At 70.4% G+C, this 17,323-nt stretch carries 15 protein-coding genes; 7 read left to right on the top strand and 8 right to left on the bottom strand.

Translation table 11 applies throughout. The annotated features are described in order from the left end of the window. Window positions 1–60: 60 nt before the first annotated feature. Window positions 61–1,287, top strand: a complete 1,227-nt coding sequence (locus QSK18_RS19945; protein ID WP_285621582.1) for a flavin monoamine oxidase family protein — start codon at window positions 61–63, stop codon at window positions 1,285–1,287. A gap of 2 nt (window positions 1,288–1,289) precedes the next feature. Here the strand turns inward: QSK18_RS19945 and QSK18_RS19940 are convergent, their stop codons facing one another. From QSK18_RS19940 to QSK18_RS19925, 4 genes are all read right to left on the bottom strand, one after another. Beyond that, entirely contained in the window at window positions 1,290–3,332 is a 2,043-nt protein-coding gene (locus QSK18_RS19940; RefSeq protein WP_285621577.1) for a beta-galactosidase, read from the bottom strand. A gap of 70 nt (window positions 3,333–3,402) precedes the next feature. Next, on the bottom strand, window positions 3,403–4,458 hold the full coding sequence (locus QSK18_RS19935; RefSeq protein ID WP_285621575.1) for a DUF2332 domain-containing protein: 1,056 nt from the start codon (window positions 4,456–4,458) through the stop codon (window positions 3,403–3,405). 1 nt (window position 4,459) lies between these two features. Beyond that, window positions 4,460–5,266 carry an FAD-dependent thymidylate synthase gene (locus QSK18_RS19930; RefSeq protein WP_285621573.1) on the bottom strand — a complete coding sequence of 269 codons (807 nt, stop codon included), beginning with the start codon at window positions 5,264–5,266 and terminating at the stop codon, window positions 4,460–4,462. A 193-nt stretch (window positions 5,267–5,459) separates the two neighbouring features. Beyond that, window positions 5,460–6,083 carry a superoxide dismutase gene (locus QSK18_RS19925; RefSeq protein ID WP_232812672.1) on the bottom strand — a complete coding sequence of 208 codons (624 nt, stop codon included), beginning with the start codon at window positions 6,081–6,083 and terminating at the stop codon, window positions 5,460–5,462. 190 nt (window positions 6,084–6,273) lie between these two features. Here QSK18_RS19925 and QSK18_RS19920 point away from each other — a divergent pair, with 190 nt between their 5' ends. Next, window positions 6,274–6,855, top strand: a complete 582-nt coding sequence (locus QSK18_RS19920; RefSeq protein ID WP_285621570.1) for a hypothetical protein — start codon at window positions 6,274–6,276, stop codon at window positions 6,853–6,855. Here QSK18_RS19920 and QSK18_RS19915 read toward each other — a convergent pair. Continuing rightward, a complete protein-coding gene (locus tag QSK18_RS19915) occupies window positions 6,839–10,405 on the bottom strand; it encodes a serine/threonine protein kinase (RefSeq protein WP_285621567.1) in 3,567 nt (1,188 codons plus the stop codon). The two genes, QSK18_RS19920 and QSK18_RS19915, sit on opposite strands and share 17 nt — an antisense overlap. A 175-nt stretch (window positions 10,406–10,580) precedes the next feature. Here QSK18_RS19915 and QSK18_RS19910 point away from each other — a divergent pair, with 175 nt between their 5' ends. From QSK18_RS19910 to QSK18_RS19890, 5 genes are all read left to right on the top strand, one after another. Continuing rightward, entirely contained in the window at window positions 10,581–11,129 is a 549-nt protein-coding gene (locus QSK18_RS19910; RefSeq protein ID WP_232809496.1) for a Chromate resistance protein ChrB, read from the top strand. An 8-nt stretch (window positions 11,130–11,137) separates the two neighbouring features. After that, window positions 11,138–12,277: an MFS transporter gene (locus QSK18_RS19905; RefSeq protein WP_269809774.1), complete on the top strand. Its 1,140-nt coding sequence runs from the start codon at window positions 11,138–11,140 to the stop codon at window positions 12,275–12,277. Window positions 12,278–12,323: 46 nt separating this feature from the next. Beyond that, window positions 12,324–12,653, top strand: coding sequence for an ArsR/SmtB family transcription factor (locus tag QSK18_RS19900; protein WP_285621562.1), 330 nt, complete (start codon window positions 12,324–12,326; stop codon window positions 12,651–12,653). Next, on the top strand, window positions 12,653–13,318 hold the full coding sequence (locus QSK18_RS19895) for a cation diffusion facilitator family transporter (protein ID WP_232809499.1): 666 nt from the start codon (window positions 12,653–12,655) through the stop codon (window positions 13,316–13,318). Before QSK18_RS19900 ends, QSK18_RS19895 begins: the two co-directional genes overlap by 1 nt. 131 nt (window positions 13,319–13,449) lie before the next feature. After that, on the top strand, window positions 13,450–14,457 hold the full coding sequence (locus QSK18_RS19890) for an outer membrane protein assembly factor BamB family protein (protein ID WP_285621558.1): 1,008 nt from the start codon (window positions 13,450–13,452) through the stop codon (window positions 14,455–14,457). A gap of 9 nt (window positions 14,458–14,466) precedes the next feature. On the opposite strand, the gene QSK18_RS19885 is transcribed toward QSK18_RS19890, so the two are convergent. The 3 genes from QSK18_RS19885 to QSK18_RS19875 all read right to left on the bottom strand — a co-directional run bounded on the left by QSK18_RS19885 (window position 14,467) and on the right by QSK18_RS19875 (window position 17,323). After that, on the bottom strand, window positions 14,467–15,567 hold the full coding sequence (locus QSK18_RS19885; RefSeq protein WP_232809501.1) for an aminotransferase class V-fold PLP-dependent enzyme: 1,101 nt from the start codon (window positions 15,565–15,567) through the stop codon (window positions 14,467–14,469). Between the two features lie 35 nt (window positions 15,568–15,602). Continuing rightward, on the bottom strand, window positions 15,603–16,376 hold the full coding sequence (locus QSK18_RS19880; protein ID WP_232809502.1) for a sulfite exporter TauE/SafE family protein: 774 nt from the start codon (window positions 16,374–16,376) through the stop codon (window positions 15,603–15,605). Window positions 16,377–16,438: 62 nt separating this feature from the next. Then, complete coding sequence (locus tag QSK18_RS19875; RefSeq protein ID WP_285621552.1) at window positions 16,439–17,323, bottom strand: alpha/beta hydrolase fold domain-containing protein; 885 nt, start codon at window positions 17,321–17,323, stop codon at window positions 16,439–16,441.

Here is a 17,323-nt window from a genome sequence, read left to right as displayed (position 1 = left end):
CGCTCGCCCTGCGAACATAAGCGCTTGGATCCACCCGCTGCGGGCGCTAGCTTCCCAACCATGCCGATCGTGCCCGTCGCCTACGCCGTGTCCCGCTGGGGTGAAGACCCCTGGTCACGCGGTTCCTGGAGTCTGATCGGCCGCCACGGCAGTCCGGCCGACAGGGTTCAATTGGGGACGCCGGTGGGCACCCGCCTGCGGATCGCCGGGGAGGCGACCCATCCCACTCGCTCGGGTATGACCCATGGAGCGTATGAGAAGGGTGTCGAGGCGGGGATCTGGGCTGCGGAGCTCGGGCACCGGCGGGTGGCGGTGGTCGGCGCGGGGATGGCCGGGCTGGGGGCGGCCCGCGAGCTAATGGCCCGGGGAGTGTCGGTGCAGGTGTTCGAGGCTCGCGAGCGGCTGGGCGGGCGCACCGCGGGGGTGGACCTCGACGGCTGCACCTTCGACCTGGGGGCGAACTGGCTGCAGCAGTACGACGAGAACGTGCTGGCTCGCCTGGCCGAGCGCCTGGGCCTGACCACGACGGTGACCGACTTCAACGACCCACGCGAACCGGGGCCGGTCGCTTCCGAGGCTGGGCTCGAGCAGGCCCTGCACGACCGGCTGCAGGCTGCTCCCGCCGGGGCCTCGGTGGCCGACGTTCTCAGCGAGTGGCTGCAGAGCCCCGAACCCTGGACGCCGCTGGCCATCCGCCGGTACGTGGACGCCGAGATCACCATGGACACCGGCGCCCCGCTGGAGTGGCTCAGCGCCCGCCACGGCTTCGAGGCCGGCGTGGGCGAAGGCGACGCGTGGATCACCGGCAGCTATCGGCTCCTGGTGGACCACCTGGCCGACGGGCTGGACGTGCGCCTGGGACACCCGGTGCAGAGCATCCGGGTCGAGAGCGACGGTGTGCACCTGACCGGGCTCGCCATCGACCACCGCGCTGACGCGATCATCGTCACCGCACCCGTCAACGTACTGGCCGCCGACGTCATTCATTTCGAACCGCCCCTACCGGCCGCCCACCGCGCCGCCCTCGGCCGCCTGGGCATGGGCCGGGTGGAGAAGGTGATCCTGCGCTTCGACGAGCGCTTCTGGCCCGAGCACACCAGCGGGTACTACCGGATCCACGGGCCGGACGAGGGCTCGGTCAGCGAGTGGCTCGACGCCACCGCGGCCGACGGCAACCCCACGCTGGTCGGCCTGTTCTCCGGCCCCTGGCTGGATGCGCTGTGGGCCCGCCCCGACGCTGAGATCGCCGGGGCGGCCGCCCAGATCGTGCATTCAGCGGGCTGGTGAGCTCATGAGGTGATCGCCGACTTCACGAAGGCGAATTCCTGAGGAGCCAGTTCCCGGGAGCCAAATTCTTCCCCAGTCAGCAATTCTGTGCCGGGGATGCTCACGGTTGCAGCCGTAGGGCCGTGGTTGATGACCGTCACCACGTCTCCCCGCCGGGCGACCTCGACGCCCTCGGGGAGGTTCTCGATCACCGGGGCGACGGAGGCTTCGCGCAGGAGGCGGCCGATCACGGCGTCGAGGGCGGCCGGGTCGGGCATGGTGCCGACGTACCAGGCCTGACCGCCGGATTCGTGCACGCGCCGGGTGAGGGCCGGGCGGGTGGCGGAAGGGCCGGTGCGGAAGGTGGCGAGCACCTCGGCGTCGTCGGCCCAGAGGGCCTCGGCGAAGTGGGTGCCGCGCAGGGTGGAGCCGTCGGTGAGGTCCAGCTCCACGTGGTCGCTGCTGCTCGGGTGGTCACCGCCTGACTCGATCTCGGCGGTACCGGCGCGCTCAGCGATGGCGGTGGCGCTGGGCAGGGGGAGGGCGCGGAAGTCTTCCAGGCCGACGCCGAGGACGGGGCCGAGCTGCTGTAGGAAGCCGCCCAGGCGGAAGCGGTCGTTGGCGTCGACGATGTCGCTGAACGGGCCGGCGCACAGCACACCCCCGGACTCGACGAACCGGGTGAGGGCGGCTGCACCTTCGTCGCGCAGCAGGTAGAGGAATGGCGCGATGGCCAGGTGGTGGCGGTCACTCACCTGTTCCGGCGGCACGATGTCGACCATCACGCCGCGGCGGTGCAGGGCTCCGTACCACTCACGGACCAGGCTGAGGTAGTCGAGCGTGGTCGGGTGGTCGGGGTTTTCGATCGCCCACCAGTTCTCCCAGTCGAATACCAGCGCAACCCGCGCATCCTCGTCCTTGGGTTGAGGTAGTTCCGGCAGGGCGGCCAGCTGCCCACCGAGCGCCGAGGCCTCCTGCCAGGTGCGGGTGCGCGTACCGGCGTGGGGAAGCATTGCCGAGTGGAACTTCTCGGCACCGGCCCGGGACTGGCGCCACTGGAAGTAGAAGATGCCATCGGCCCCACGGCCGACCGACTGTGCGGTCTCGGCTGCCAGCTGGCCCTCCTGTTTGGAGACGTTCGTACGTCGCCAGTTCACCGCGTCCGTTGCTTGTTCCATCAGCAGCCACGGGGTGCCGGGCTTGAGCGAGCGCATCAGGTCACGCTGAAAGGCGGTGTTGCGCGGGCGTTGCGGATCCAGCGGGTCGGGGTAGCAGTCATCGGTGATGACGTCGATGTGTGGGGCCCAGGACTGGTAGTTGCCGGGCTTGAAGGCACCCATCATGTTTGTCGAGATCGGCTGGGTGGCCCCGGCGGCGCGGATGATGTCGCGTTCGGCCAGGTAGCACTCGAGCCACATGTCGCTCATGAAGCGGTGATAGTCGAGCAGCTGGGCGGGGTTACGGCTGTAGGGGGCCTTGAGCGGGGGCATGACTTCTTCCCACTGGCCGTAGCGCTGCGACCAGAATGCCGTGCCCCAGGCCTCGTTCAGCTCGGCGACGCCGCCGTAGCGCTTCTGCAGCCAGCCCCGGAAAGCAGTCTGCGCCGCGTCGGAGTACTCCGACGGCAGGTGGCATCCGTATTCGTTGTTCACGTGCCACATCACCACCGCCGGATGATGGGCGTAGCGCTCGGCGAGCTTGGTGACGAGCTGCGCAGCCAGGCGGCGGTAGGTCGGTGAGGCGGGGGAGTAGTGCTGGCGGGACCCGTGCCAGTAGGTAGCGCCGTTCTCGTCCACTGCCAGCACGTCGGGATGCTCCACGCTCATCCACGGCGGCGGGGAGGCCGTGGCGGTGGCCAGGTTGACCCCGATCCCGGCCTCGTGCAGCTTGCCGATCACCCGGTCGAGCCAGTCGAAGTCCCAGGTGGTGGGCGTCGGCTGCAGGCGGGACCAGGAGAAGATGCCCAGGCTGACGGTGGTCACGGAGGCTTCACGCATCCGCTCCACGTCCTCGTCCCAGACGTGTTCCGGCCACTGCTCGGGGTTGTAGTCGGCGCCGTAGAGCATGGGTACGTCAGCGTCCTTGCCACTCGGGGGTTGCGAACGGCACCACTTAATCAGGCAATGGGCGTCTGCTCTAGCCCGCGGTCCAGCTCAGCATCCGCCCCTGCGACCAGCTCCGGCCCACCGCCTCGACCTGCATCTTCGAGCCCTCCAGCAGGGCCAGGCCGATGATGCTGTGCCCGGAGGCGCGCCGGTCGCCGAATGTGGGCACGGCCGGGGCCACGCCCACGCCCTCCACCGAGATCCAGGCCAGCGGACGCGTGGCGGCGGCCTCGTCGAGGCGGTGCAGGAAGCGTAGCCGGTCGTCGAGGGCCAGGTCCCTGAGGGCCCAGGTGGTGAGGACGATCGGGAGGACGTCGGTGGGCACCTGGGCGAGGGCGGTGGGCAGGGTGTCGAGAACGTCGCCCTTCACCAGCACCGGGGGATCGGTGGCCGCTAGGTCGAGTTCGGCCTCGAGCAGCCGGAGCTGCTCGCGCTGGGACGGCTCGACGCAGGCCCGCAGCCAGCGGGCGTCCTCAGGTTTGCTCGTGTCGATCGGATCCGGGTCAAGGCCTACGCGAGCGGCCACTCTGGGCATCGGCCAGGTCGGCAACGGAGCCTTCCCCACTACCGAGGCCGCAAGCTGGACGGGAGACGTCGCGTCTCCCAAGAACTGCCCGTTGCTGTAGGCAATACCGACGCGGCCGACGTTGAGATTCAGGCCGGCCGAGCACATCACGTCGACCAGACCCACCGTTTCGGCGCCGGCCCGGTGGGCTGCCTCGGCGATCACCGGCCACAGCACGGCGTACCGCCCGAATTCGTCGGCCTGCAGGGTACGGCGGCCGAGCAGCTCCACCACGTGCTCGGGGTGCGACAGCAGAGCCTGGATCGCTGCCGGTGCGGCGGCTTCGGCATCGTCGGCCGCGTACGCCCGGGCCAGCGGTTCGGCCCGTCCGGACAGGGCCAGGTCGTGAAGGGCCGCAAAGACCAGGGCGGGTCGTCGTTTACGGCCGGGCGCCCCTTCGACCACGGCCAGAGCCTCGTCGGACTCGCTCAGCGCCCGGGCAACCCTCTGATAGAGAGGGTTTTCGGCATGGGCCGCGGAATCGGCGAAGCGTTGGAAGTCCTGCCTGGTCCGCGTGGCCATCTCAGGGGCCGACTTCGACGTCGTGCCGCAGCTGACGCCACCCCCGCAGGTTGCCCAGCTGCTTCTCGGTGGCGGTGATGGGGCGGGCCACGTGCTCCAACGGGCTGGCGTGCATGGGTTTTGCCGAGACCAGCCGATCGTAGAGCTCGAGATCCTTCGCGGTGTCACGAATTCCGTCGTGCGTCAGGTACGAGACGCGGGCGCAGCGAGCGGAACTGATTTTGAGGACGTCCTCGGGCTTCAGTTGTTCGTCGTCCCCGACGTACGGCGTGTGCCACTGCCCGGCCTCGAACTCGACCGGCGTGGAGGCCTGCATGGCCGCGCGCATCGCCTCGGCGCAGGCGCGGATCTCGGGCTGGGCCAGCGGGCTGCAGCGCTGCTCGTAGAAGTTGTCCCACTCGGTGGAGGTGACGATGACGGTGTGCCACATGAAGGGCTCGAGCAGGCGGTTGCTGATCTGCTTGTGCAGTCCGGCGGCCAGTAGTTCACCGGCGGCCGCCACCGCCGCGTCGCGGGCGCGCAGCCAGGCCTTCTGGGCCAGTTCGAGATCCTCGCCCTGCAGTGGCGCGGCCGCCTGCATGCCCGGCTTGTTCGCACCCCATTCCAGGGGCAGCGCCGGATCGTCCTGCACGGCCGCGATCTGCTTGGCCACCGGGATGGCCCGCGAGCTGGCCGAGTTCCGCGAGAACACGCGGTGGGTGTTGAACTCGGCCAGCACGTAGCGGTGCATCTTCGCCTCGATCGTGGTGAGGCGGACGCCGGACGGGCTGATCGAGTCGGCGACGACCCGGGCGGACGGCTGGGACATGGGGGTGGACCTCCTGGGACTTGTACGGCGCCCGAGCCTACGAGTCCAGGGGCAGAACGACAGAATTGAGGACGGCGCCGGGCCCGCTTCCGGCGCCCAGGCGCCGGCGTGCGGGTCCCATGTCCCGGCGCCGCCCTCAACCGAAACCTGCGGATCGGGTTGCTAAGCCTTCAACCCGCCCGCAGGAACCTGGTCACGGGACGATCAGACCTGCGGTCTGGCTGCGTGCCCGCTCGAACCGGGCCTGTACGTCGGCCCAGTTGATGATGTTCCACCACTGCTTGACGTAGCTGGCCTTGTCGTTGGTGTACTGCAGGTAGAACGCGTGCTCCCACATGTCGAGCATCAGCAGCGGCACCATGCAGGTGGCCACGTTGCCCTGGTGGTCGTACAGCTGCACGATGTGCAGCCGTTTGGCGATCACGTCGTAGGTCAGGATCGACCAGCCCGAGCCCTGGATGCCCAGCGCGTTGGCGGTGAAGTGGGCCTGGAAGGCGTCGAACGAGCCGAAGAACTCGTCGATCGCGGCCGCCACCTCGCCGGTGGGCTTGTCGCCGCCGTCGGGCGACATGTTCGGCCAGAACACCGAGTGGTTCACGTGCCCGGCCAGGTGGAAGGACAGGTTCTTCTCGTAGGCGCCCAGGGCCCCGAACGACTGCTTCTCCCGGGCCTCGGCGAGCTGGTCGATCGCCGTGTTCGCGCCGGTGACGTAGGCGTTGTGGTGCTTCGAGTGGTGCAGCTCCATGATCTTGCCGGAGATGTACGGCTCGAGCGCGGAGTAGTCGTACGGCAGTTCCGGCAGGGAGTAGTCGGCCACTTCGTCCTCCTGTTGCGAACTCTTGGCAACAACGAACCTAGTCTTGTTGCGAAAGGTTGGCAACAACCGACGTCCTCTGGTGTTGGGCTGTTCAGGTGGCTTGCGCTCACGTCGCCCCCGAGGGCGCCGACCGACAGCCGGAACAGGCCTGCGAACGCCGGCCCGCGACGTCTGACGGAGGGTCCGACCCGTGACACCCCTGGGCCCTGACTCGGTCCTGCCGACCAGCCCCCTGGCCCTGAACGGCCGTCCCGTTGTGCGTTGTGGTGTCTGTGAGCGCCGCTTCGCCACCGTCGACGAACTGGGCACTGCGCTGCCTGCGCACGTCGGCATCGACGGCGAACCCTGCCCGGCCAACCCGACGCTGCACTTCCAGCCGAACCTGCGCCGGTGCCGGGACTGCCTTGCCCACGTGCAGCCGCTCTACCTGGAGCAGTACGGCGAGTACCTGCCGCAGCACAATCGCTCGCAGGGCACCGAGGAGTGGGCCGTGGAACCGTGCCCGGGCAGTGGCAAGACCGCCGCAGTGGTGGGCCCCGGTGAGCTACCCCGCCAGCGCCCGCCTGCCCCGGCCAGCCCGCCTTCCGGGATAGATCTGAGGCGCGGCGGGCTGCCGGTCTGGCTGACCCCGTTCCTGAACGCCCTGATCACCTGGGCGTTCCTGGTGGGCGCGCTTATCGTCGTGGTCAGCGTGCTCTGGCTGATCGTCACGCTGACTCAGGACGACGGCACTTCCCAAGCCCTGCCGGCCCTGCTTACTTGGCGGGCTTGAACGTCTCCGTGACGATCTCGAAGTCGTCCAGGCGGGACTTCCAGTCCCCCTCCGGGATCGACCACACCAGGGCGTAGGCCCGCTGGTCGCTCACCCGCATGTTCCGGTTGATCACGTGCAGCGGGTTCCCGTTGGACGTCGTCCAGGTGTACTCCCAGTCGGCCGCGTTGTAGTCGCGGTACTTGATCCGCTCCAGACTGATCAGCTCGTAATCTCGGAGCCGCTGCCGCACCGAGGGTTCGTTCGCCTGCCAGTCCTTGAGGGCGTCGTCCTTGGGTTCAGTGGTGGTGTCGACCTGCAGGTAGGCGCCGCTGTCGGGGTCACGGAAGTACACGCTGCTGTTCTTGGTCGAGCGGTCCCAGCCCTTCGGCAGCGCGACGCTGAAGCCGGTCGGGTCTTTCCGCACCGCGAAACCGTCGGGCAGGGCATCCGGATCAGAGGACGTCGCACTCGCCTTGGGCGTGGTGGGCTCGGCCGCCGTGGTGGTGGCGGGCGCGCTCGTGTCTTCGGGCGAAGCAGAGGACGTCTGCGCCGGCTTCTCCCCGTCGGTCGCCGTTGCGCTGATGGTGGGTTCGGCAGCAGGGGTCTCGTCCGGATCGTCGGGCTGCAGCTGGAACAGGGCGAAGGCGATGGACGCAAGCACGGCCGCGATCGCCAGCACCACCAGGAAGCGGCGCCCTTCCGGGGGAAGGCTGCGCGCGTTCCCAGGTCCGGATGTGGCCCCCGGAGGTGCGGTGGCCGGTGTCGGGGTGGCCGGGGGCGGGGTGATTGCGGACGGGGTGGTCGCGTTGGGTGGGGCGGTGGTCAGGGCCTCGGTGGCCTCGGGGCGGGGCGCCGGGGCAGATCCCGCGGAGGCAGATCCAGTGGGGGCAGATCCAGTGGGGGCAGATCCAGTGGGGGCGGATCCAGTGGGGGCGGATCCAGTGGGGGCGGATCCAGTGGGGGCTGCGGCGGCCGAGGCAGCCGCGGTTCCGGCAGTCGTAGCCCGGGGAGCGGTTGCCTTGGCTGCGGGGGCAGCGTCGGCTCGGGGGCTCTTGCCGCCCGCGGGTGCGTCTTTGCGTTCGGGCGTACCTGCCGATGCGTTCTTGGCGGTGACGGCCGGGGCAGCCTTGGACGTGGTGACTGCCGGGGTGTCCTGGCCCGTGGTGGTGGCCGGGGCGGTGTCCTTGCCCGTTGAGGCGGTGGCCGATGAGGCGCCGTTCGACGTGGTGGCTGCCTCGCCTGCGTCGGTGCCGGTGGCCGTGCCTGCGTCGGTGTCGGTGCCGGTGGTCGTGCCTACGCCGGTGTCGGTGCCGGTGGTCGTGCCTGCGTCGGTGTCGGTGCCCGTGCCGGTGCCGATACCTGTGCCGGTGCCGATACCTGTGCCGGTGCCGATACCTGTGCCGGTGCCGATACCTGTGCCGGTGCCGATACCTGTGCCGGTGCCGATACCTGTGCCGGTGCCGATACCTGTGCCGGTGTCGGTGGTCGTGCTTGTGCCGGTGCTGGTGTCGGTACCCGTGCCTGTGCCCGTGCCCGTGCCCGTGCCCGTGCCCGTGCCCGTGCCCGTGCTGGTGTCGGTGTCGGTGTCGGTGCTGTTGTCGGTGTCGGGTGAGCTCGGCGTGGGCGCTTTCTCGGATACGACGTTGTCCGCCGAGGCCTCCCGCGGTCCCTGTTCGCCGGCCCCGGACGCGCTCGGATCGGCAGCGTCTTCGGGTGTGGCGGTTACGGCGTTCGCGGGGGAGGCGCCCGCAGGAGACGCGAGTGTGCCCGCCGCGGGTGGCTCGGGGGTGCTCGCTCCGGCAGGTGCCTGGGGTGAGCTTGTTCGGGTGGCCGACTTCGCAGCAGGGGCTTCGGGAGCGGCGTCGCCGTCCGGTGTGGCCTTGGGGGCGTCGGTCTCTGGTGAAGTGGCTGCGCCCGAGACGGCAGTCGGTGTGCTGACTGGCTCGGCGTCGGAAGCCGGCGTTGCGTCTGCGTCGGGATCGCCGTCGGCCTCCCCGGCCGCAGCAGCAGACTCGGGAATGTCCTTGGCAGAGGTGACTTCGGGCGCGGGGGCAGAACCGTCCGCGGCGGTGGCTGCAGAACTTGGCGCTGCGCTGGCCGGGGCATCACCGGTCGAGGCAGTGCCCGCTGAACCGGACTCAGCCCCGGCGTCCGGAGCATCCTCGTCGGGGATTCGTGAGCCCGCATTCGACGCGTCGTCCTGGGCCTGAGCGTCCGCATCAGCCGCAGCGCTCGCCTCGTCGGCGGTTCCGGGCGCATCCTCGGCGCGAGTGGTCTTTCGGACAGCCTCGCCCACCGCGGCGGCTGCCCCGATCACGGCACCCGCAACAGCTCCGGCCGGGCCGGACGAGGCAGGCTTCCCCTCACTCCCACTCCTGGACAGCGCGCTCGCGTCACTGCCCGCTCTGGACTCGTCGGACGAGCCGGTGTCGCGTTGTGCCCCGCTCTGGTCGGCTTCATCCTGGCCGGCCGTGCTGATACCGGCCGCCGCCTCAGCTACAGGGCTTGCGGCTGCGGCTTCCGGCGCGTCGGCCTGCTGCACCACTTCTGGTGTCGCAGCATCGTTCTCAACAGGCGGGGCAGCGGAGGCCTCGCTGACAACCGGGGTGCTCACACCGTCGGCGACGGTCTCACCCACGACGGGGGGCGCGGCGGCCGCGGTCTTACGGGCGGACTTGGTGGGCAGCCCGAGCATGGGCGGTACGACGCGGGCGCGGGCGCCGGCCTCGCGCAGCTCTGTGCGGGCCTGGCGCAGGAGCTGCCGGGTGGCCGCGGTGTCGGGGCGGGCGGCCACGTCTTTCTGCAGCATCTGCGCGATCACCCGGCCCAGCGGCCCGGCATTGCGCGGGGTGGGCGCGGGCTCGTTGACCACGGCGGTCAGGGTGAGCACGGCCGACTGGCGGCGGAACGGGGGCATGCCCTCGGTCATCGCGTAGAGCGTGGCGCCCAGAGACCAGAGGTCGCACGAGAACGCCGGGCTCTCGCCGCGGGCGCGCTCGGGGGACATGTATCCCGGTGAGCCGACGAACATGCCGCTGTTGCTGAGCGTGGTCTCGTCGGTGATCCGGGCGATGCCGAAGTCGGTGAGCACCGCCCGGCCGCTGTCGGTGACGATGATGTTGCCCGGCTTTACGTCCCGGTGCAGGACCCCGGCGCGGTGCGCCGCCTCCAGCGCGTCGAGCAGGTCCAGGCCGATGTCGACCGCCCGGGTGAGCGGGATCGGCTCCTCGTCCTTGATGATCTCCGACAGGTTGCGGCCGGTGAGCAGCTTCATGACGATCCACGGCCGGTCGTCGGCCTGGAACACGTCGTAGATGGTGACGGCCGAGGGATGGTCGATCCGGGCCGCGGCCCGGGCCTCGCGCAGCATCCACAGGTTCAGGTCGTCGCGCTGCTGCTGGTTGACGCCCGCGGCGGGCATCAGTTCCTTGATGGCGACGTCGCGGTGCAGGAGGACGTCGAAGCCCGTCCAGACCGCGCCCATGCCTCCGCGGCCGAGCAGGTCACCGATGCGGTATCGATCGGCCAGCAGTCTTCCGCCGGCCCGTTGGTGTCCGGACGTGGTCATGACGCGGCACTCACCCCGCGCTCCTTCCGTCCGTTCGCCGAAGCCCGCTCGACCGCGGGCGAAGAACTCCCACCGGTCTTGTATCCGAGATCGGGTGAACGACACAAACCTGGCATGTACAAGGCCGGTTCGCCAAGTCGCCCAGGTGAATGTAACGGCTGCTACATTTACTGCTGTGACAGGCGACGTCCCATGGTTGATCCTGGTGGTCAGACTGCCCGCCGAGCCCTCCCGGCATCGGGTGGCGGTGTGGCGTGAGCTGCGCAAAGTCGGCGCGCTCTCGCTCGGTCAGGGCATCTGGGCCGCGCCCGACGTGCCGGTGTTCACGGCCGGGGTCGAACGCGCCCTGGCCCTCACCGAGCGCGCCGCCGGGGTGAGTGTGACGTTGCAGGCCGCTGGGCGCACGGCTGAGGACGCCGAGCGCTTCCAGCAGATGTTCACCGCCGAGCGCTCGGAGGAGTGGAAGGAGTTCCTGGCCGACTGCTTCAAGTTCGAGCAGGAGATCGCCAAGGAGATCCGGGTGGCCAAGTTCACCCTGGCCGAGCTCGAGGAGGAGGAGCAGAGCCTGGAGCGGCTGCGGCGCTGGCACCGCGACATCTCGGTGCGTGACGTGTTCGGTGCCCCGGCCGCCGACGAGGCGGCGGTCCGGCTGAAGCAGTGCGCCGAGGCCTGTGAGGACTACGCCGAGAAGGTGTTCGCAGCTCTGCACGGGAGTACCTCGTGAACCGGTCCATGTGGCCCTTGTACGCGGCCGGTTTCACCACGGCCTTCGGCGCCCACGGCATCGCCGCCAACCTGGGCGGTTTCTCCGACGACGCGGTGAACTCGCTGCTGGTGCTGGGCGCGCTGCTGGCCCTGTACGACGTGGCCGAGGTGGTGCTGAAACCGGTCTTCGGGGCCCTGTCGGACCGGATCGGCGCCAAGCCGGTGCTGCTGGGCGGGCTGGTGGCGTTCGCTGCGGCCTCGTCGGTCTACGTGGTCGCCGACAGCCAGGCGTGGCTGTGGGTGGCCCGCCTCGGGCAGGGGGCTGCGGCCTCGGCCTTCTCGCCCTCCGCCTCGGCCCTGGTGGCGCTGATCAACCCGGCGGCCAAGCGCGGGCGGGCTTTCGGCAGCTACGGCTTTTACAAGTCCATCGGCTACACCCTCGGCCCGCTGCTCGGTGGGGTGCTGGTCTGGGCCGGCGGTCTACGGCTGCTCTTCGCCGTGATGGCCCTGTGCGGCGCCGTCGTCGCAGTCTGGGCCTGGCGGGCGGTGCCCGACATCAAGCCGCTGCCCCGTCGTCGTCAGACCCTCGCCGACCTGGCCCGTCGCCTTTCCGACCGCGCCTTCCTCGGCCCCACGGCCTCGCTGGCCGCTGCTACGGCCGCGCTTTCGGCGGGGGTCGGCTTCTTACCGGTGTCCGGCGCAGCCGCCGGTCTGGGCACGATCGCGACCGGCGCGGCGGTGTCGGTATTGGCGGCCACAGCGGCAGTGGTCCAACCAAGGACGGGTCGGCTCCTCGACGAGGGGCGCCTCACCGTTCGTCTGGGGTTGCTTACGGGGCTGTTCGTCGCGGCCGCAGGCCTGGCGTTCGCCATGGTGCCGGGCCTGGCCGGCGTGCTGATCGCCGCCGCGCTGATCGGCGCGGGCACCGGCATGGTGACGCCGCTCGGCTTCGCCGCCCTGGCCGCGTCCACCCCGGAAGAGCGCATGGGCCAGACCATGGGCTCGGCCGAACTGGGACGCGAACTTGGAGACGCCGGTGGGCCCCTTCTCGTGGCCGGTGTCGCGGCCGCTTCGGCTCTGGTTTACGGCTACGCGGCTCTGGCCGTGATCCTGGCCGCGGGCGCGCTGATCGCCCTGGTCGGCGGCCGGCAGAGGACCAGTGCCTGACAGTTCAGCCTTTGCTGTATTCAGCATTCGCTGTAGCGTTGGCCGGGTGGAGACGCTCACGCACGGCCAGGTCCTCGCCCGCTTCGGTCACGCCCTGTCCGACCCGACGCGTGCGAAACTCCTCCTGGCCCTGCGTGAGAAATTCGGCTACCCGGGCGAACTCGCCGACGCCCTCGGCGTCACCCGGCAGAACCTGTCCAACCATCTGGCCTGCCTGCGCGGCTGCGGCCTGGTGGTCGCGGTGCCCGACGGCCGGCGCACGCGCTACGAACTGGCCGACGGGCGCATCGGTCACGCCCTGGGCGACCTGCTCGGCCTGGTGCTCGCGGTCGATCCGGCGGCCTGCCCCAGTTCGGACGAGGAGGGCTGCTGCTGATGACCAGTCTGACCCTGGGCCCTTCCCCGGCCGAAAAGGCCCGGCTCACACGAAGAGTGCGCCTGCTGGTGGCGGCCACCATCACCTACAACGTGATCGAGGCCGTCGTCGCCATCACGGCCGGTGCGCTCGCCTCGTCCACGGCCCTGATCGCGTTCGGGCTGGACTCGGTGATCGAGGTCTCGTCCGCCGCCGCCGTCGCCTGGCAGTTCTCCGCCAGCGACCCGGAATCCCGAGAGCGCACCGCCTTACGCCTGATCGCACTGTCGTTCTTCGCGCTCGCCGCCTACATCAGCTTCGAGTCGGTGCGCACCCTGACCGCCGGATCCGAGGCCGAACACTCCACGCCCGGCCTGATCCTGGCCGCCTTGTCGCTGGTGGTCATGCCGTTCCTGTCGTCGGCCCAGCGCCGGGCCGGCCGGGCCCTGGGCTCCCGCAGCGCCGTGGCCGACTCCAAGCAGACCCTGCTGTGCACCTACCTCTCCGCGGTGCTCCTGGCCGGCCTGGCCGTGAACAGCCTGTTCGGCTGGTCGTGGGCCGACCCGGTCGCAGCTCTGGTGATCGCCCTGGTGGCGCTGAAGGAGGGCCGCGACGCCTGGCGCGGCGATGCCTGCTGTGTCCCGGTGGCCACCACCACCGAAGGCGACTGCGCCTGCTGTCGGTGACCAGAAACGTCCTAAAACAATAGGGAGCCGGTTGGATCCGGGTGTTGGGCGCCGCCAGCACGGTCGAGATCGGGGCATGGGCAAATTCGGGCTCGCGACCACCCGCGGCGTAGCGATGCAATCATGGAACGATGACGGGCGCGCCAGGTGATGTGTTGTGGTCTCGGTGCCTGCACCAGTCCTCACGGGCCATGGCAGTGTCGGAGGGCTCTGTCGTTGTGGCGGAACGCAACTCGCGCCTGGTCGGGCTGGATCCGCTCAGCGGAGAACCCCGGTGGGACGAGCGCGTCGAGGACTGCTGGGGTACCGCCGTCGTCGCGGGTGACCGTGGCCTCTATCTGAGCCAGGCCGGAGTGCTGCACTGTTTTGATCTGGCGACCGGGCAGCGGCTGTGGGCCACGCCCGGTCTGAGCTGGTGCTACCACGTCACGGTCAGCGCCGACGTGGTCTTCGTGGGCGGCTGGCGCGGATACCGGCCGTTGATGCGGTTGTCGCTCGTCAACGGCGATCGCCTGCCGCTCGACGAGACGCCGCTGGTGGACCTCGGGCCCCTGGCCTGGCCGCTGCCGCTCCGGTTGGGGCGACCTGGCCAGAATCAGGCAGTGCTGGTGGCCGGTACTGAACGATCCGTGCTGCTGATGATGGCCTCTTCCGGCACCGTCCTGGCCGAATGGTCTCTGCCGCAGCCCATCCGGATCCCGGATGGTGATGCCGCGTACGATGCCGGCCCCGGCGGCCGGATCGCGTTCCTCAGCGGCCCTAGGACAGTAATGGTGCTCGACCCGGTGCACGGAGCGCAGGTGCTCTGGCAGCACACCCGGGATGTTCGGGCGGTCCCGCCGTTGCTCGCCGACCGAACCCTGTGGCTGTTCGACAGCGCCGGGATCGCCGTCGTCGACCTGGACCGCGGACTCGTCGCTGCGGTCAGGACCCACTCGTACGGGGCTCTCACCGCCGCGACCCGGGCCGGCGGCCGGGCCTGGTTCGCCTTCGCCGACGGTTCACTGATGGTGGTCGACCGCTCCGGCAGCCACACCATGGTCCCGCGGCTCCTGCCCCGCATCGATCGAATGGCCGCCGGAGAAGGTGGTTTGATCCATGCCATCGCCAAGGGACACCTCGTAGCGTTCCGTCAGTAACAGGAGAAGTCAGTTCCTGAGCAGACGGCAGACCTCTTCGATCGCCGCCGCCCTGGTGGTGGCGTGCACGCTCAGCCGGATCCGGTCGGAGCCGTGGGCCGTAGCCGTGAAACCTTCCTGCGCGAGCCGATCCCGCACCGAAGCCGCCTGATCCACCCGGGCCACAACGATTCCCGCCCGGTTCTCCTCATCACGAGGTGAAAGCACCTCCACATCAGCCGACCTCAGGCCGGACGTGAGAAGGCTCGCGGACTCGGCCACCTGTTTGGCCACGGCCGGGGCCCCGGCCGACTCGAGCAGTTCCAGCGCCGCCCACAGAGCCGCGGAGGTGAAGGGCGAGGCGTAGGTGACCGAGAGCTGGCTCGCGCCGCCCGCAGGAGTGTGTGGCTGACCGTCGTAGTCACCCGGATCCGAAACCCCGGTCCAGCCGCCCAGAATCGGCTCGAGCTGGTCGACCGCACGTTCCGAGAGCGCCATGAAACCGGCACCCCAGCCCGCCCGCAGCCACTTCTGCCCGCCGACCACCACCGCGTCGGCCAGCTGCCAGTCCTGATCCAGCACGCCGAAGCCCTGGATGCCGTCCACGATCAGCAGACGCTCCCCGATCACGTCGCGCAGCGCGGCCAGATCAGCGCGGTAGCCGGTGCGGAAATCGACCGCGCTGACCGCAACCGCCGTGGTGGACGGGGTGATTGCCTCAGCGACAGCGTTGGCGGTCATGCGCACCGGAACGTCGGGGCGCTCGCGGGTGACGTGGCGCACCGTGAGCAGCCCCGCCTCCTGCGCGTGCCACCACGGGTAGAGGTTGGCCGGGAACTCGTCGCGGCTGACCAGCACGTCGGCCCCGCGCAGGCCGAAGGCGATCTGCTGCAGCCCGGCCGAGGTGCTGGTGGTGAGCAGGCAGCCCGCCCGGTCGAAGCCGGTCAGCCGCGAGACCGCGGCCAGCGCCCGCTCGTCGTGGTCGTGCAGCCCCGCCGCGCCGCCGGCAGCCGCCTGCGCTGTTCCCGAGAGCGCCTCGACCACCGGCCGGGAAGGCGGCCCGTAGCTGGCGAAGTTGAAGTAGCCGGACGGTTCCTCGAACTGCTGGGTGTACTCGTCGAACCCGCTCACACATGCTCCTCGATAGCCGTTGCCCCCGGATTCTTTCACCGAAGCGCCACCGCGGCACCGGAGATCACCAGCAGCACCAGGTAGGCCCAGGCGTGCACGGTGTCCGGCACCGGAACCCGGCGAAGGCGCAGCACGATCACCACCGGGATCGCCGAGACGAGCAGGCACAGCGCGGCGACGACGTCGACGGAACCGACCAGAAGACGTCCGGAGTCGTCGGCAGCGGGGGTGGACAGGAGGGCGACGAGAGTGGCCGGCAGGGCAATGGCGAACGTCAGGGGATTGGCCAGCGCCGTCGCATCAGCCATGGAAACGCCGGAGCGGCGCATGGCGGGGACGGTGAGAACGCTGCCCCCTACGCCGAGGAACGAGGCAACGGCGCCGATCGGGATACCTATGGACGGCGGTGCCTTACGGTCAGTGGGGGAGCTGGGGTGCACGAAGCCCGGGCGGAACAGGATGTCCAGCACCGTCAGGGCGATGTAGGCAACGAACGCCCACTTCAGCACGGTGCCGTTGACCAGCGGATTGGCCAGGGCCCCCAACGCGCCCCCGACCGCCAGACACACCACCAGCGCCGGGCGGATGCGGGCCAGCAGCTCACGACGTGAAGACAGAGTGGCCACCAACGCGTTGACCAGCATGATCAGCAACGACGTCGACGTAGCCACCCCCAGCACCTCGGCCCCGTCACCGCCGTGCGCCCAGGCGATCACCGGCACAGCCACGAACCCGCCCCCGAAGCCGAACCAGACCGTGCTCACCCCGAGCAGCACGCCGACCGCCAGCAGGATCAGGTTCACCGTCATGGTGAAGACCCAACCGCCAATGAAGGACGCCGTCGAGCCCGCCGGCCGCTCGGGGCAGGGGGTCAGTTCCTCTCGTGGGCGCGGCCGAGGAGGGTGGGGGAGGTGAGCCAGTCGCCGATGCGGGTGATGCTGCGCTGGGCCTCGGGCTCGTCGGGGGTGTTGAGGTGGCCGTGCCGGGCGCCTGGTTCGCGGATCACCGTGACGTCGACCCCGGCCGCGGCCAGTTCGGCGCCGAACTGCTCGCCCGAGGCCCGCAGGGTGTCGTGGTCGGAGTTGAGGACGAACGTGGGGGGCAGGCCGGACAGCTCGTGGCCGCCGGGGAAGGCGTAGGGCTGGTCGAGCTGGGCCGGGTCTTCCACGTAGTTGAGGTTCATCGCGCGCACCGTCTCCGGCCCGAACACCGCTTCCTCCGGCAGAGCCTCGGCCTTGGCCCGGAGCTCGGCCGACAGGGGCGGCAGTTCGGCGTGCACGACCGGATAGACCAGGAGCAGGGCGCGCGGGGCAGGCCCGCCCCGGTCCCGCAGGCGCAGGGCCGCGCCGGCCGCCAGGTTGGCCCCGGCGCTGGCGCCGCCCAGGGCCCAGGTGCGGGCGGTGTCGTGGTTGACCGCCCAGACCCAGGCCGCGGTGACCTCCTCGGAGGCGACCGGGAAGTGGTTCGGGCGCGTCCGGTCGGCCTGCGGGGGTTCGCCCGTCCAGCGTGAGCTCACGGCCTGCGGCATGGGCACGAGCCGGTAGTCGACCGTGACCACACGCACGCCGCGCTGGGCCAGTTGCCGGGCCACCCAGTCGTTCTCGGGCATGTCGAGGTCGCCGGCGGCGAAACCCCCGCCGTGCAGCCAGACCAGCCCCAGACCCTCGGTCGTACCGGTGGAGGGCCCGCCCGGGGAGTAGATCCGCAGGGGGATCTCGCCGTGCGGGCCCTCGATCCGGCGTTCCTGGATCGTCAC

Source organism: Kineosporia sp. NBRC 101677, from assembly GCF_030269265.1.
Lineage (GTDB): Bacteria > Actinomycetota > Actinomycetes > Actinomycetales > Kineosporiaceae > Kineosporia > Kineosporia rhizophila.
This window is presented reverse-complemented; position numbering and strand designations above follow the sequence as displayed.